This window comes from Amycolatopsis sp. NPDC058278 (assembly GCF_042881395.1).
Lineage (GTDB): Bacteria > Actinomycetota > Actinomycetes > Mycobacteriales > Pseudonocardiaceae > Amycolatopsis.
The window spans coordinates 1-14,385 of sequence record NZ_JBHVXZ010000094.1; the positions used below are offsets into that span (position 1 = coordinate 1).

Here is a 14,385-nt window from a genome sequence, read left to right on the forward strand (position 1 = left end):
GAACTGGGCCATTCGGTGCACCCGGAGATCCACGGCCTGGCGCCGGACCACGAGTACTTCTACCGGTTCCGCACCGGCGGGGAGATCTCGCCGGCCGGCCGCACGCGGACCATGCCCCCGGCGTGGTCCGACCCGCGCGAGCTGAACTTCGCCTTCGCGTCGTGCCAGGCGTGGCAGGACGGCTACTTCACGGCGTACGACCACATCGCGGCCGAGGACGTGGCCTTCGTCGTCCACCTGGGCGACTACGTGTACGAGTCCGGGGTGGGCACGAACCGGCGCGGCGTGGTGACCGATCCCCGCTTCCACACCGAGGCGATGGACCTCGCGCGCTACCGGCTGCAGTACTCGCTGTACAAGACGGAGGCGCCGCTGCAGAACGCCCACGCGGCCCACCCCTTCATCACCACCTTCGACGACCACGAGGTGGAGGACAACTGGGCCGGCGACATCTCGAAGGTCGACACCGAACCGGACCAGGACCCGGCGGTCTTCCGCCAACGCCGGGCGGCGGCGTTCCAGGCCATGTACGAGAACCTGCCGCTCCGGCGCGCGCAGATGCCGGTCGGCCCGGACATCCACATCTACCGCAGGCTGAACTACGGTCGCCTGGCCGACCTCACCATGGTCGACACCCGTCAGTACCGCGACGACCAGCCCTGCGGCGACGGCAACGGCACGAACTGCACCGAACGGTTCGACCAAAACCGGACGATCCTCGGCGACCGGCAGCGGAACTGGCTGTTCGACGGCTTCTCCCGGTCGAAGGCGCGGTGGCAGATCCTGGGCAACCAAGCCCCGATCGGCCAGACCGACCGGGACCCGGGTCCGGCACTCGACGTCTGGTACGACCCGTGGGACGGCTACGTCGCCGACCGGAACCGGCTCCTGGCGGCGGTCCAGGACCGGGGCGTGCGCAACATGGTGGTCATCACGGGGGACCGGCACCAGAACTACGCGTGGGACCTGAAGCGCGACTACGCCGACCCGACCTCCCCCACGGTGGCGTCGGAGTTCGTGGGCACATCGATCACCAGCGGTGGCGACGGCGCGGACACCACCCCCGAGGCGCAGGGGTTCCTCGCCGCCAACCCGCACATGAAGTTCATCAACACCCAGCGCGGCTACGTGCGGGTGAACGTGAACCGGGAGCGCTGGCAGAGCGACTTCCGTGTGCTGCCGTACGTGCAGAAGCCGGGCGCGCCGGTCTCCACCCGGGCGAGCTTCGTGGTGGAGGACCGGGTCCCGGGCGTACAGAACGCGTGATCGGTCGTCGCCCCGCGGTGCAGGGCGCCGCGGGGCGAGCTAGCCTGCCTGCTTAATACGTTTCAAAGTGACCCGCGTCAACGAAGACGAGGAGCCCCACATGACATCGGGTGAAGCCCTCGGTGCCCGCTCCGTCGAGGACGGCGGCACGATCAGCCGGCAACAGTGGCGGTGGTCCGTGCTCGCGGGCATGGCCTCTTACCTCGACGCCGGATCGATCGTCGCACTCGGCGCCGGGCTGGCCCTGTTCCAGAGCTACCTGGGCCTTTCGGACGGCGCGGTGGGCGCGCTCGCCGCGATCGGCCCCAACGCGATCGGCTGCGCCATCGGCGCGTTCATCGGCGGACGGCTCGGCGACAAGCTGGGCCGGAAACGGATCTACAAGTACGACCTGCTGGTCTACGCGGTCGGCATCCTCTGCATCGCGCTCGCGGTCAACACGCCGATGCTGTTCATCGGCACCTTCGTCGTGGGCGTCGCGGTGGGCGCGGACGTGCCGACGTCGCTGGCGCTGGTGGGCGAGTTCTCACCGGCGAAGGCGCGCGGCAAACTCCTGGGCTTCACACAGGTCGCGTGGAACCTGGGCCCGGTGATCGTGCTGCTGCTGTCGCTGGTGCTCACGCCGCTGGACCTGCTGGGCGCGCGGATCGTGTTCCTGCACCTGTTCGTGGTCGCGCTGGTGACGTGGGCGATGCGGCGCGGTCTGTCCGAATCGGCCCGCTGGACGTCGGCCTCGTCCACAAAGGACGTCAAGCACCGGCTGAAGGCGCTGTTCAGCGGCGCCCAGCTCAAGGCCCTGCTGTTCACCGGGATCGTCTACGTGTTCTGGAACATCGCGGCGGGCACCGCCGGCATCTTCACGCCGTACGTCATCAAGACGCTCAACGCGGGCAGCCAGGCGGCCGGGGTCGCCCTGTCCTGCGCCGGGTTCGTGATCGGTATCGGCGTGACGACGCTGGTGTTCATGAAGTTCGCCGACCGCAGCCACCAGACGCGCAAGTGGATGTGGGGCATCGGCGCGGTGATGCAGGTCGTGGCCTACGGCCTCTACGTCGTGCTGCCGTTCACCATCCCGGTGATCATCGCGAACATCGTGCTGTTCGGCGTCGGCTGCTCGCTCGCCGGTGAGGCCTTCTACAAGGTGTGGAGCCAGGAACTGTTCCCGACGATGCTGCGCGGCACCGCGCAAGGCTTCACCTTCGGGGTCGCGCGGACGCTGCTGGGCGTGTGGAGCTTCTTCCTGCCGACGCTGGCCGCCGGCGGGTTCACCCTCGCCGGCGGTCTGCTCACGCTGTTCCTGGTGATCAGCGGTGCGACCGGGTTCTTCTTCATGCCGGACACCTCGGGCAAGTCGCTGGAACAGATCGAGGCGGAGCGCGCGACCGCATGAGTGCCGACGAGCTGCTGACCCGGTTCACCGATCCCGGCCCCGAGTTCTCCCCGCTGCCGATCTGGTGGTGGAGCGGGGGCCCGGTCACCCGGGACCGGATCCGGTGGCAACTGGAACAGCTGGTGGCCCAGGGCGTCCGGCAGGCCGTGGTGATGTGCCTGGCGCCCACCGGGCCGATGTTCGGTTCGCTGGCCGACGACCCGCCGTTCCTGAGTCCGAGGTGGATCGAGCTGCTGGACGGCGCCTGCGCGGACGCCGCCGAGCTGGGCTTCCGGCTGTGGATGTACGACCAGATCGGGTTCTCCGGCGCGAACTTCCAGGGTCGCCTCACCGCGGCCCGCCCGGAGTTCGCCGGGTTGGCCCTGCACCGCGAGCCCGACGGCACGATCGGCCACCACGTCAGCGGCTTCGACTACTTCGGCGAAGCGGCCTGCGCGGCCCTGCTCGACCAGGTGCACGGTGAGCTGGAACGGCACGTCGGCCGCTGGTTCGGGACCGTGATCCCCGGGTTCTTCCAGGACGAGCTGCCGCCGCTGCCGACGTGGGGGCCCGACTTCGCGGAAACCTTCGCCGCGCACTACGGCTACGACCTGACGCCGCGGCTGTCCGCGCTCTACGAAGGCGCGGACGCCGAGTCCGCCCGCATCCGGCGGGACTACCAGGAACACCGTGCCCGGCTCGCCCGTCGCGCGTTCTTCGATCCACTGACCGAGTGGTTCGGCGACCACGGCCTGATCTGCGGGTTCGACCAGGCCAGCCCGGCGCGTGAGGGCGACCCGGTCGGCGGGGTGCGGATCTACGGCGACTACCTGGGCACGCACTCGGGCTACGGAGCGCCGGGCAGCGACCACTGGGGCGACGCGAAGGTGCACAGCTCGCTCGCCCACGCGCACGGGCACCCACGCACGTGGATCGAGGCGTTCCACTCCTCCGGCTGGGGCGGCACGCTTGAAGAGACCTACGACTGGCTCGCTCCGTTCTTGCGCCGGGGCGCGACGCTCTACGACCCCCACGCGGTGTACTACTCGACCGCGGGCGGCTGGTGGGAGTGGGCGCCGCCGTCGACTTGCTGGCGCCAGCCGTATTGGCCGTCCTACCACCAGTTCTCCGGCGCCGTGAGCCGGCTGTGCTCGGTGCTGACCACCGGTACCCACGAATGCGACGTCGTGCTGCTGTCGCCGACCAGCACCGCGCAGGCCTACCTCACCCTGGCCGGTCCGCTGCCGCCCGCCGAGCGGGCCGGCGCCACCTTCCACGCGCTCAACGGCGTGGGCACGTGGTTCGCCGAGGAACGCGGCGTGCTGGAGCGGGCCGGGATCGACCACGACACGCTCGACGAGGCCACCATCGCGTCGGGAACGGTGACCGCCGGGGGATTGCGGATCGGCGAGGAGACCTACCGCGCGGTGGTCCTGCCCGCGGTCGAGCTGCTGCTCCCGGCCGCGGCGGCCCGGCTCGCCGAGTTCGCCGCGGCCGGCGGGACGGTGGTCTGCGTCGGTGGCGCGGCGGTCGAGGGCGCGATCGCGGTTGCCGAGCCGGACGACGTGCCCGCGGTCCTCCCGGAACCCCGGATCACCGTCGACGTCCCGTTCCTGCTGCGCCGCCACGGTGACCGGCACGTCCTGCTGCTCACCGCGCACGACGAGCACACCGGCACGCGTGCGCCGATCATCGACCTCGACCGGGAGGACTGGACGGAGAAGGGCTTCCCGTGGGACGAGTACTGGCGGCAGCTGCACGACATCGGGTACGAGTTCGTGCCGCCCGGCGACCGGGTCGCCCGCGTCAGCGGGGTCACCGGGCGGGCCCAGCAGTGGAACCCGCGCACCGGGGACCGCACGAACGTCCCCGTCGTGAACGGCGAGGTTGAGGTCGCCTTCACCGATGGTCCGATCACGCTGCTGGTGTTCGGCGACGACCTGCCCGAGCCGGCCCGCACCCCACCCGGGCCCGTGGTCGGCGAGGTGGCCGTCGACGGCTGGCACGCGGTCGCCGAGTCCACACTGGACAACCGGCACGGCGACCTCGCCGACCCGGCCCGCACCGGGGTGCTGCCGATCGAGGTCTGGCGGTTCGGTGCCGCACTGGCCGGGTACGGCGTGTTCGCGGAGGTCCGGGACGCAGCCGGGTGGCGGCCCGCCACCTGGTCGCTGTCCCGCGGCATCCGTGACGACCCTGGCCACGGGGAAACGCTGGGCCCCAAGGGTTACGTGCCCGAGGAGTTCCTCGACTGGCGGCACGTCCGCGCCGGGGAGACGGTCGCGATCCGCACGTACCTTCCCCTGCCCGACCGCGACGGGCTGTTCCTCGCGGTCGGGGCGAGCGCGGCGCGGCGGGTGTTCGCGGACGGCTCGGAACTGCCTGCCGACGGCCCCGGGTACCAGTCGTTCAGCCCGCTTCCGGCCGGCCGGACGGTGCGCGTGGAGATCGAGCTCACCGCCGAGGAGGACGGCCCGCTGCGAGCGTCGTTCGCGGTCGTCACCGATCCGGCGGCCTACCGCAGGCCGGAATGGCTCGCCGGCGGCGAGCTCAACCGCAGCTTCGACGTCGACGAGCTGCCCGGCGAGGCGATCGTCCAGGTCGCCAGTGAGGAGGCCTGCCGGGTGCTGGTGAACGGGACCGAGGTCGGGCGCCAGGGCGACTTCAACCCCTACCCGGGCTTCCGCGAGATCCGCATCCACCCCTACGACCTGCGCGAACACCTCCGGCCCGGCGAGAACACCCTCACGCTCGTCACGTCCGGACCGGTGGCCGTCGACTCGGCCGATCCGCGTCTGGTCAGCGGTCCGCACTGGGGCGAGGTGCGCCGTTCGCACAAGCGCGACCCGCGCTTCCTGTGCTTGTACCCGCGGCCGCACCCCCTGCCCGGCGCGCACTGGCTCGAACCTGCGGCGGCTCCGGGCGACGTCGTCGTGCCCGTGGTCCCCGACGTCGAAGACGCCGCACCGGCCGCGGAGCGCACCGAAACGCTGACCTTCCCGGCCCCGCTCGGCGCGGTGGCGCTGCGGATCCCGACCGGTCTCGAGGTGCTCGTGCGGGTCGGGGAGACCGAGTTCAAGCCGGTCGACCAGCGCGTCCGCTTCCCCGAGCCGCTGGCGGGAGGTACCCCGGTCCAGCTGCGGTTCCGCGCGGTCGACGGGCGCCGCGGCGGCGCCCTGCTCGACGCCGGGATCGAGGTGGAGACGGCCGAGGCGCCGGTCGAGCTGCGCAGCTGGGAGGACCTCGGGCTGCGCGCGCTCGGCGGTCTGGTCCGGTACCGCACGACGATCGAAGCCCTGCCCGGTCGCGTCGTGCTCGACCTCGGCGAGGTCCGCGGCACCGCGGACGTCGTGGTGAACGGGCACCTGGTCGACCGCCTGGTCTGGGGGCCATGGCGGTGCGAAATCTCGGACGCGCTCCGGCCGGGAGCCAACGAACTGGAGGTCGTCGTCCGCGGGACCCTCGCCGGGTACCTCGACGACGCGTCACCCACGTCGGCCGTGGCTGCCGGACAGGTCCGCACCGGACTGTTCGGCCCGGTGCGGCTGGTACAGCACGAAAAGGAGAGCGACCGTTGACCGTCACCGCCGTCCGGTTCGAGCACCTGGACACCGCACTCGGCATCGGCACCGGCACGCCACGGCTGTCGTGGCAGGTGCGCACCGGCGATCCCGGCTGGGCGCAGACCGCCTACGAGATCGAACTGGACGGTTGGCGCACGGCCCGGGTCGCCTCGGCCGAGCAGGTGCTGGTGCCGTGGCCGTTCGCACCGCTGCCGTCGCGGACCCGCGCGACCGTCCGGGTCCGCGTCGAGCCCGGCGGTGCGTGGTCGGAGCCCGCGACGGTGGAAACCGGGCTGCTGCGGGCCGAGGACTGGTCGGCGAAGTTCGTCAGCCCCCGCACGATCGGCGGCATCGGGCAGCGCGCCCCGATCCTCACCCGGTCCGTCACGCTGCGGCCCGGCATCGTCTCCGCCCGGCTGTACGCGACGGCGCACGGCGTCTACACCGCGACGATCAACGGCAAGCGCGTCGGCGACGAGGTCCTGGCTCCCGGATGGACGAGCTACCGGCACCGGCTGCGGTACCAGACGCACGACGTCACCTCGCTCCTGCGCGAGGGGACCAACGACGTGGAGGTGCTGCTCGGCAACGGCTGGTACCGCGGCCGGCTCGGCTGGTCCGGCCGGCGCGCGGTCTACGGCGACCGGCTCGCCCTGCTGGCGCAGCTGGAGGTCACCTACGCCGACGGCTCGACCGAAGTCATCGGCACCGACGAGCGGTGGTCGGCCCGCGAGAGCCGGATCGTCGCCGACGACCTCTATGACGGGCAGCACACCGATTTCACGGCCGAGCCGTCCATTGTGGATGCGGTCGAGGTGGTGGACGCCGACTTCGGCCGCCTGGTCGCCCCGGAGGGCCCGCCGGTGCGGGTGACCGAGGTGGTGCCGGCGGTGAACGTGTGGTCCGTACCGTCCGGGAAGACGCTGGTCGACTTCGGGCAGAACGTCGTCGGCTGGGTGCGGCTGCGCGTGCGCGGCGCGCGGGAGGTCACCGTGCGGCACGCCGAGGTGCTGGAGAACGGTGAGCTGGGCGTGCGCCCGCTGCGGTCGGCGAAGGCGACGGACACCTACGTCCTGCCCGGCGCCGCGGAGACCGTGCTGGAGCCGAGCCTGACGTTCCACGGTTTCCGGTACGCCGAGGTGTCCGGAGTGGACGATCTGCGGACCGACGACCTCGAGGCCGTGGTGGTGCACAGCGATCTGCGGCGCACCGGCTGGTTCGGCTGCTCGGACCCGGACCTGGAGAAGTTCCACGAGAACGTCGTGTGGGGCATGCGCGGCAACTTCCTCGACGTGCCGACCGACTGCCCGCAGCGCGACGAGCGGCTCGGCTGGACCGGCGACATCCAGGTCTTTTCGCCGACGGCGAGCTTCCTCTACGACAGCGCCGGGTTCCTGCGCTCGTGGCTGGCCGACCTCGCGGCCGACCAGCGTCCGGACGGCGCGGTGCCGTTCGTGGTCCCGGACGTGCTGCCCGGCGACGATCCGACGGCGACCGCGTGGGGCGACGCGGCGGTCGTCGTGCCGTGGGTGCTCTACCAGCGCTTCGGTGACGTGGAGGTGCTGGAGCGGCAGTTCGGCAGCATGCGCGGGTGGGTCGGCAAGATCGCTTCGCTGACCACGGACGGCGTCTGGTCCGGCGGGTTCCAGTTCGGCGACTGGCTCGACCCGGCCGCACCACCGGACGACCCGTTCGCCGCGAGAGCCGACTCCGACGTGGTCGCGACGGCGTACCTCGTGCGGTCCGCGGAGATCGTGGCCGCCGCCGCCGAGGTGCTGGGCCGGGACGGTGCGGAATACCGGACGCTGGCCGAGCGGACGCGGGAGGCGTTCGCGCGGGAGTACGTCACCGGCTCGGGCCGGGTGCTCTCGGACGCGCCGACCGTCTACGCGCAGGCCATCGAGTGGGCGCTGCTGCCGACGCTCCAGCAGCGGTCCGTGGCCGGCCGGCGGCTGGCCGACCTGGTGCGCGCCAACGGTTTCCGCATCGCCACCGGTTTCGTCGGCACCCCGCTGATCGCGGACGCGCTGACGAGCGCCGGCTACCCGGAGCTGGCGTACCGGCTGCTGCTGGAGCGCGGGTGCCCGTCGTGGCTGTACCCGGTGACGATGGGGGCGACGACGATCTGGGAGCGCTGGGACAGCATGCTGCCGGACGGGACGATCAACCCGGGCGAGATGACGTCGTTCAACCACTACGCGCTGGGTGCGGTGGCCGACTGGCTGCACCGCACGGTGGCCGGGCTGGCACCGTCGGCTCCGGGATACCGCGAGCTGACCGTCCGCCCGATCCCGGACGCCGCGCTCACGCACGCTTCGGCCAGGCACGAGACGCCCTACGGTGAGGCTTCGGTGGCTTGGCAGCGGCGCGACGGGCAGTTCACGCTGGACGTCGTGGTCCCGCCGGGCGTGACGGCGAAGGTGCAGGTCCCGGGCGAGGCGCTCGTCGAGGTCCGGCACGGCCGGCACAGCTGGACGGTGCCCGACCCGTGTCTCTCGCCGCCGCCCGTGCGGACTGTTCGCGACCTCATCGGCTCCCCGAAGTGGGCGGACGCGGTGTCGCTGCTGATCTCGCACGGGATCGCCGACGACGCCGTCGACGCCGCCCGGCGAGCCGGGCGCCACCTCGACCGGCCGGCGTCCGAACTGGCCGGCCTCCTGGCCATGAAGACGCTTTCGGACTCCTCGGCCGCCGAACGCGCGCTGGAAAAGCTCCTGGAGTGAGCGTGCGGCCGTGCCTGGCGCGGACGGCGCGTGCGCTGGTGCATGCTGGGCGGCGTGAACATCCCTGATGGCGCACGGCGCAACCCCGAGCTTCGGCGTGGCGCGATGCGGCGGCAGGTCGCCGAGGCCGGGTTCGTGCGGGTCGACACGCTGGCCCAGCACTACGGCGTGAGCATCATGACCGTCCACCGCGACCTCGACGAGCTGGAGCGGCTCGGCTTCCTGCACAAGGTGCGCGGTGGCGCGACCAGCGCCCCGACCACCACGTTCCACGGCGACCTCGAACACCGCATGCAGGCGCAGGTCGACGCGAAACTGGCCATCGCGCGCGAGGTCGTGCGCACCGAGGTCCAGCCCGGCCAGGTCATCGCCCTGGACGACAGCACGACTTCGCTCGTGCTCGCCCGGCTGCTGCCCGCGAAGGCGCCCCTCACCGTCGTCACGCACTTCCAGCCGGTGATCCGGGCGCTCGCCGCCCAGCCGGGCATCGAGCTGATCGGGCTCGGCGGCCGGTACGACGCCGCCTACGATTCGTTCCTCGGCCAGGCCACCGCCGACGCCGCCGCCGGCCTGCGCTACGACCTGCTGTTCCTCTCGACGACCGCGGTGGCCGAAGGCGTCTGTTACATCCAGTCGCTCGACACGGTGATCACCCGCCGGGCCCTGATCGCGTCCGCGGCGCGCAGCGTGGCGCTCATCGACCACACCAAGTTCGACCGGCGCGCCCTGCACCGGCTCGTCCGGCTCGCCGACCTCCATCGGGTGGTCGTGGACGACGCGACCCCGGACCAAGTGGTCCGGCGGGAGCGGGCGCGAGGCGCCACGATCGACCTCGCTTGAGAACTTATGTGAAATTCGGGAGCTCCTGGATCGTTCTGGACCAGGAAAACAGTCGCCTCGTTCAAGATCAATGTTAAGAGTTGCGAAGTTTTGGTCGATGCGTTTCTAATGTCGCCGTGGCAGACAACGAAGTCGCGATCTGCGTCGATGCCGGCACGACCGTCATCAAGACCGTGGTGTTCGACATGGACGGCCGCGAACTCGCGGTCACGCGGCGGGAAACCACCGTGCGCCACCCGAGCCGGGAACGGTGCGAGCAGGACATGCTCGAGGTGTGGGACGCGGTCGTCGCGACCGTCGGCGAGGCGGTCGCGCGGGTCGCGCGCCCGGTGCGGCTGCTCGCGGTCACCGCGCAGGGTGACGGCGCCTGGCTCGTCGGCCCCGACGGCCGGCCGGCGGGACCCGCGGTCCTGTGGAATGACGGCCGCGCCACCGACGTCGTCCGGGACTGGCGCGCCGACGGGACCCTCGAGCGCGCGTACCGGATCAACGGCTCGCTCACCAACGCCGGTCTGCCCAACGCGATCCTCCGCTCCCTGCGTCGCGACGAACCCTGCACCGTCCTGACCTGCGGTGGCTGGCTGTTCCTCAAACTGACCGGCGTCCTCGGCATCGAGAAGTCCGAGGCGTCCGCGCCCTGGCTCGACATCCACCAGGGCACCTATTCGGCCGAGCTCACGGAGCTGTACGGCATCGACCCCGCGGTGTTGCCACCCCTGCTCACCGACCAGGTCCAGCCGCTCACCGCGACCGAACTGGGCCTGCCGGCAGGCACGCCGGTCGTGCTCGCCCCGTACGACATCGTGACCACGGCGTTCGGCGCCGGCGCCACGGACGTCGGCCAGGCGGCCTGCATCCTCGGCACGACACTGTGCACGGAGATGCTGGTGGCGGCGCCGGACACGACGGGGGAGCCGTCCGGGCTGACACTCGACTTCGGCACGCCCGGCCTGCTCATGCGCTCGTTCCCCACGCTCGCCGGCACCGGTGTCGTCGACTGGCTCGTCGGCCTTCTGGGCCTGGCCGACCACGACGAGGTGACCACGCTGGCGGCGCAGGCCCCGCCGGGAGCGGACGGGTTGCGGGTCTGGCCGTACCTGTCGCCGGCGGGGGAGCGGGCGCCGTTCCTCGACCCGGCGGCGAGCGGGTTCGTCGCCGGAATGCTGTTCTCCCACGGCCGCACGCACCTCGCCCGCGCGGTCCTCGAGGGCCTGGCGCACGTCATCCGCGACTGCCTCGACGCGGCGCCGGCCCGGCCGGTCGAGCTGGGACTGTGCGGCGGTGGCGCGGCGAGTCCGTTGTGGTGCCGGCTGATCGCCGACATCACCGGCGTGCCCGCGGTGTCCACTGAGGACTCACAAGTCGGCGCGAAGGGAGCGCAGGTGTTCGCGCTGACGGCGCTCGGCGACTACCCGGACCTGACGGCCGCGGCGAGCGCACTGGTCCGGCACGCGGCCCGCTACGAGCCGGACGCCGCCACGAGCGACCTGTATGAGCAGGCGCACGCGGAGTTCCTGGAGACCCGTGCGCTGGCGGCGACCCGATGGGACCGCTGGCGATGAGCGAACCGCTGTGGGTCGGCGTCGACCTCGGGACGCAGAGCGTCCGCGCACTCGCGGTCGACGGTGCGGGAGAGACCGTCGCGTCCGCTCGCCGGCCGCTGCGGGGGACCCGGTCCGGGAACCGGCACGAGCAGGACCCCGGCGCCTGGTGGGCCTTGACCGCAGAGGCGCTGGCAGGGCTGGACCTGGGTGGTCGCGCGGTCGGTGCGGTCGCCGTCTGTGCCACCTCGGGGACCGTGCTGCTCACCGGAACCGGCGGCTCGCCGCGCACGCCCGGCCTCATGTACGACGACACCCGCGCCGGCGCGTTCGCCGTAGCCGCCCAAGAGGCAGGCGAAGCGTTGTGGAGCCGGCTCGGGTACCGGATGCAGCCGGCGTGGGCGCTGCCGAAGCTGCTGTGGTGGCGGCAAGAGGGGTTGCTCGGCCCGGACGTGCGGCTCGCGCACCAGCCGGACGTGGTGACCGCCGCGCTCGTCGGGCACCCGGTGGCCAGCGACGCCAGCCACGCGCTCAAGACCGGGTACGACCTGATCGGGGACCGCTGGCCGGCAGCCGTGCTGGCTGAGCTCGGCATCCCGGAAGACGTGCTGCCGGAGGTGGTGCGGCCGGGGAGCGTGCTCGGCGAGGTGTGCGCGGATGCCGCGTCCTCGACGGGGATCCCGGCAGGCACCCCGGTGGTCGCCGGCATGACCGACGGGTGCGCGGCGCAGCTCGCCGCCGGCGCGCTCGACGTCGGCGAGTGGAACTCGGTGCTCGGCACCACCCTGGCGCTCAAGGGGGTCAGCACGACACTGCCGCACGACCCGACCGGTGCTGTGTACTCGCACCGGGCGCCGCACGGGGACCTGTGGCTGCCGGGGGGCGCGTCCAGCACGGGCGCGGGCGCGGTACGGGCGCTGTTCCCGTCCGCCGACCTGGCCGCGCTGACGGCCGCCGCCGCCGGGATCGACGACGTGCCGCTGTGCTACCCCCTGGTCGGGCACGGTGAGCGCTTCCCTTTCGTGGCACCGGAAGCACGCGGCTTCCTCGACGACGGGCCGCTGGTCGTTTCGGGCGAGGACGCCCGGGTGTTCGCCGCGGTGTGCACGGGCGTCGCGCACCTGGAGCGGTTGTCGTTCGAGCTGCTCGCGTCGGCCGGTGCGGAAGTCGGCGGGCCGGTGACGTTCACCGGCGGCGGAGCGCGCAACGAGTGGTGGAACCAGCTGCGGTGCGACGTGCTCGGCGTGCCGGTGCGGCTGCCGGTGAACCCGGAACCCGCGCTGGGCATGGCCGTGCTGGCGGCGGGCGCGCTGTCCGGCGACATCCCCGCCGCGGCGAGGCGGCTCGTGCGGGTGCGCCGCACACTGGAACCGGACAGGAAGCGGCACGACGAGCTGACGCCCGCGTACCACGCGTTCGTCGCGGCGCTCGCCGACCGCGGGTGGTGGAAGGAATGACCGTGGCGGAACCGATTCTCCTCGCCGGCGACCAGTTCGTGCTGAACCGGTTGCTGGCCGCCGAACTGGCGCCGGGCGCGTGGGACGTGCGAACCCTCGAACTGCCGTGGCCGCACGTGCCGTTCGGCAAGGTCGCGGAGGTCGACGAGGCGTCCGACGTCGAGTCCGAGCTGATCGAGGCCCTGCAAGGGGTCCGCGTGTGCCTGACGCAGATGGCACCGCTGACCCGCCGCGTGCTCGAGGCGTGTCCCGGCTTGGAGCTGTTCGCGGTGTCCCGCGGCGGGCCGGTGAACGCGAACCTGGCCGCGGCCACCGAACACGGGGTGGCGGTGACGTTCGCGCCGGGGCGCAACGCGGAGTCCACCGCCGAGCACACGATCGCCGTGATGCTGGCCGCGATGCGAAGGATTCCCTTGGCGCACAACAGTGTTGTGGCGGGCCGGTGGGAGAGCGGCATGTACGCCTACGCGGAAACCGGCCTCGAGGTCGCGGGCAGCACCGTCGGCCTGGTCGGCGCGGGCGCGATCGGCAGCCGGGTGGCGGTGGCCCTCCGCGCGATGGGCGCGACCGTCCTGGTTTCGGATCCCTACGCGGACGTCGAGTCGGTCCCGCTCGACGAACTGCTGTCCCGGTCCACGGTCGTCTCGCTCCACGCCCGGCTGACCGAGGACACGCGCGGGATGATCGGCCAGCGCGAGCTGGCGCTGATGCCGCCCGGGTCGGTGCTGGTGAACTGCGCGCGGGGCGGGCTGCTGGACTACGACGCCCTGGCGAAGGCACTGACGGACGGCCACCTCTTCGCCGCCGCGGTGGACGTCTACGACCAGGAGCCGTTGCCGGCCCACCACCCGCTGCGGAGCGCGCCGAACGTGGTGATGACGCCCCACCTGGCGGGCGCGAGCCGTGCGGTGGCCGCGCGCGCGGCCCGGATGGTGGGCGTCGAGGCGGCCCGGTGGCTGGCGGGCGAACCGCCACTGCACTGCGCGAACCCGGAGGTGGTGCGGAAATGACCAGGCTGCTCCTCGCCCGGCACGGCGAGACGGTTTGGCACGCGGAAAACCGGTATGCCGGCGGGCGAAGCGATCCGGCGCTGACCGACCGTGGGCTGCGGCAGGCCGAGCAGCTCGCCAAGACGGCCGAGTCGGTGGGGGTCGACACGGCCGTCAGCTCGCCGCAGCAGCGGGCCGTCGCCACGGCGACGCCCACCGCCGAAGCGCTCGGCGTCCCCCTGCACCTGCGGACGGGTCTGCGGGAGGTCGATTTCGGCGAGCTGGAGACCCACACCCTCGCCGAGATGGACCCCGAGGCGGTCCGGCGGTTCCGGGAGGACCCCGAGGCCAACGCCTTCCCCGGTGCCGAACCGCTCGCCGACGCCGGTGCCCGGGGCGCCGCCGCGCTCCGCGAACTCGACGCGCAGCACGGCGGCACCGTGCTCGTCGTCGCCCACAGCACGCTCCTGCGGGTCACGCTCTGCGTGCTCCTCGGCCTGCCGGTCAAGCACTACCGGCGGATCTTCCCCGCACTGGACAACGCCGCGCTCACCGAGATCCGCTTGCCCGCCGACCCGGCCGACCCGGTCGCCCTCGTCTCGCTCAACCGCGCGCACTGACGCGTACTCGAAGGGAA

The 14,385-nt window shown here is 72.5% G+C and carries 9 protein-coding genes; all 9 read left to right on the forward strand.

The window, feature by feature from the left end:
• Positions 1–1,266, forward strand: a 1,266-nt coding sequence (locus ACFVYA_RS35790) for an alkaline phosphatase D family protein (RefSeq protein WP_387051371.1), incomplete at its 5' end; no start/stop codon positions are given.
• Between the two features lie 100 nt (positions 1,267–1,366).
• The gene (locus tag ACFVYA_RS35795; protein ID WP_387051372.1) at positions 1,367–2,656 is read left to right on the forward strand and encodes an MFS transporter; all 1,290 of its coding nucleotides are present in this window, start codon (positions 1,367–1,369) and stop codon (positions 2,654–2,656) included.
• Positions 2,653–6,213 (forward strand): hypothetical protein, encoded by a 3,561-nt coding sequence (locus tag ACFVYA_RS35800; RefSeq protein WP_387051374.1) that lies wholly within the window; start codon positions 2,653–2,655, stop codon positions 6,211–6,213. The genes ACFVYA_RS35795 and ACFVYA_RS35800 overlap by 4 nt, the downstream gene beginning before the upstream one ends.
• Positions 6,210–8,921: a family 78 glycoside hydrolase catalytic domain gene (locus ACFVYA_RS35805; protein WP_387051375.1), complete on the forward strand. Its 2,712-nt coding sequence runs from the start codon at positions 6,210–6,212 to the stop codon at positions 8,919–8,921. The genes ACFVYA_RS35800 and ACFVYA_RS35805 overlap by 4 nt, the downstream gene beginning before the upstream one ends.
• Before the next feature lie 54 nt (positions 8,922–8,975).
• Positions 8,976–9,761 carry a DeoR/GlpR family DNA-binding transcription regulator gene (locus ACFVYA_RS35810; protein WP_387051377.1) on the forward strand — a complete coding sequence of 262 codons (786 nt, stop codon included), beginning with the start codon at positions 8,976–8,978 and terminating at the stop codon, positions 9,759–9,761.
• Between the two features lie 116 nt (positions 9,762–9,877).
• On the forward strand, positions 9,878–11,323 hold the full coding sequence (locus tag ACFVYA_RS35815; RefSeq protein ID WP_387051379.1) for an FGGY family carbohydrate kinase: 1,446 nt from the start codon (positions 9,878–9,880) through the stop codon (positions 11,321–11,323).
• On the forward strand, positions 11,320–12,759 hold the full coding sequence (locus ACFVYA_RS35820) for an FGGY-family carbohydrate kinase (RefSeq protein ID WP_387051381.1): 1,440 nt from the start codon (positions 11,320–11,322) through the stop codon (positions 12,757–12,759). The genes ACFVYA_RS35815 and ACFVYA_RS35820 overlap by 4 nt, the downstream gene beginning before the upstream one ends.
• Entirely contained in the window at positions 12,756–13,769 is a 1,014-nt protein-coding gene (locus ACFVYA_RS35825) for a 2-hydroxyacid dehydrogenase (RefSeq protein ID WP_387051383.1), read from the forward strand. The genes ACFVYA_RS35820 and ACFVYA_RS35825 overlap by 4 nt, the downstream gene beginning before the upstream one ends.
• A complete protein-coding gene (locus ACFVYA_RS35830; RefSeq protein WP_387051385.1) occupies positions 13,766–14,368 on the forward strand; it encodes a histidine phosphatase family protein in 603 nt (200 codons plus the stop codon). Before ACFVYA_RS35825 ends, ACFVYA_RS35830 begins: the two co-directional genes overlap by 4 nt.
• The last annotated feature ends 17 nt before the right edge of the window (positions 14,369–14,385 follow it).

Coding starts and splice junctions, on each gene's coding strand:
- ACFVYA_RS35830 (WP_387051385.1), top strand. CDS start 13,766: ATGACCAGGCTGCTCCTCGCCCGGCACGGCGAGACGGTTTGGCACGCG.
- ACFVYA_RS35820 (WP_387051381.1), top strand. CDS start 11,320: ATGAGCGAACCGCTGTGGGTCGGCGTCGACCTCGGGACGCAGAGCGTC.
- ACFVYA_RS35795 (WP_387051372.1), top strand. CDS start 1,367: ATGACATCGGGTGAAGCCCTCGGTGCCCGCTCCGTCGAGGACGGCGGC.
- ACFVYA_RS35825 (WP_387051383.1), top strand. CDS start 12,756: ATGACCGTGGCGGAACCGATTCTCCTCGCCGGCGACCAGTTCGTGCTG.
- ACFVYA_RS35800 (WP_387051374.1), top strand. CDS start 2,653: ATGAGTGCCGACGAGCTGCTGACCCGGTTCACCGATCCCGGCCCCGAG.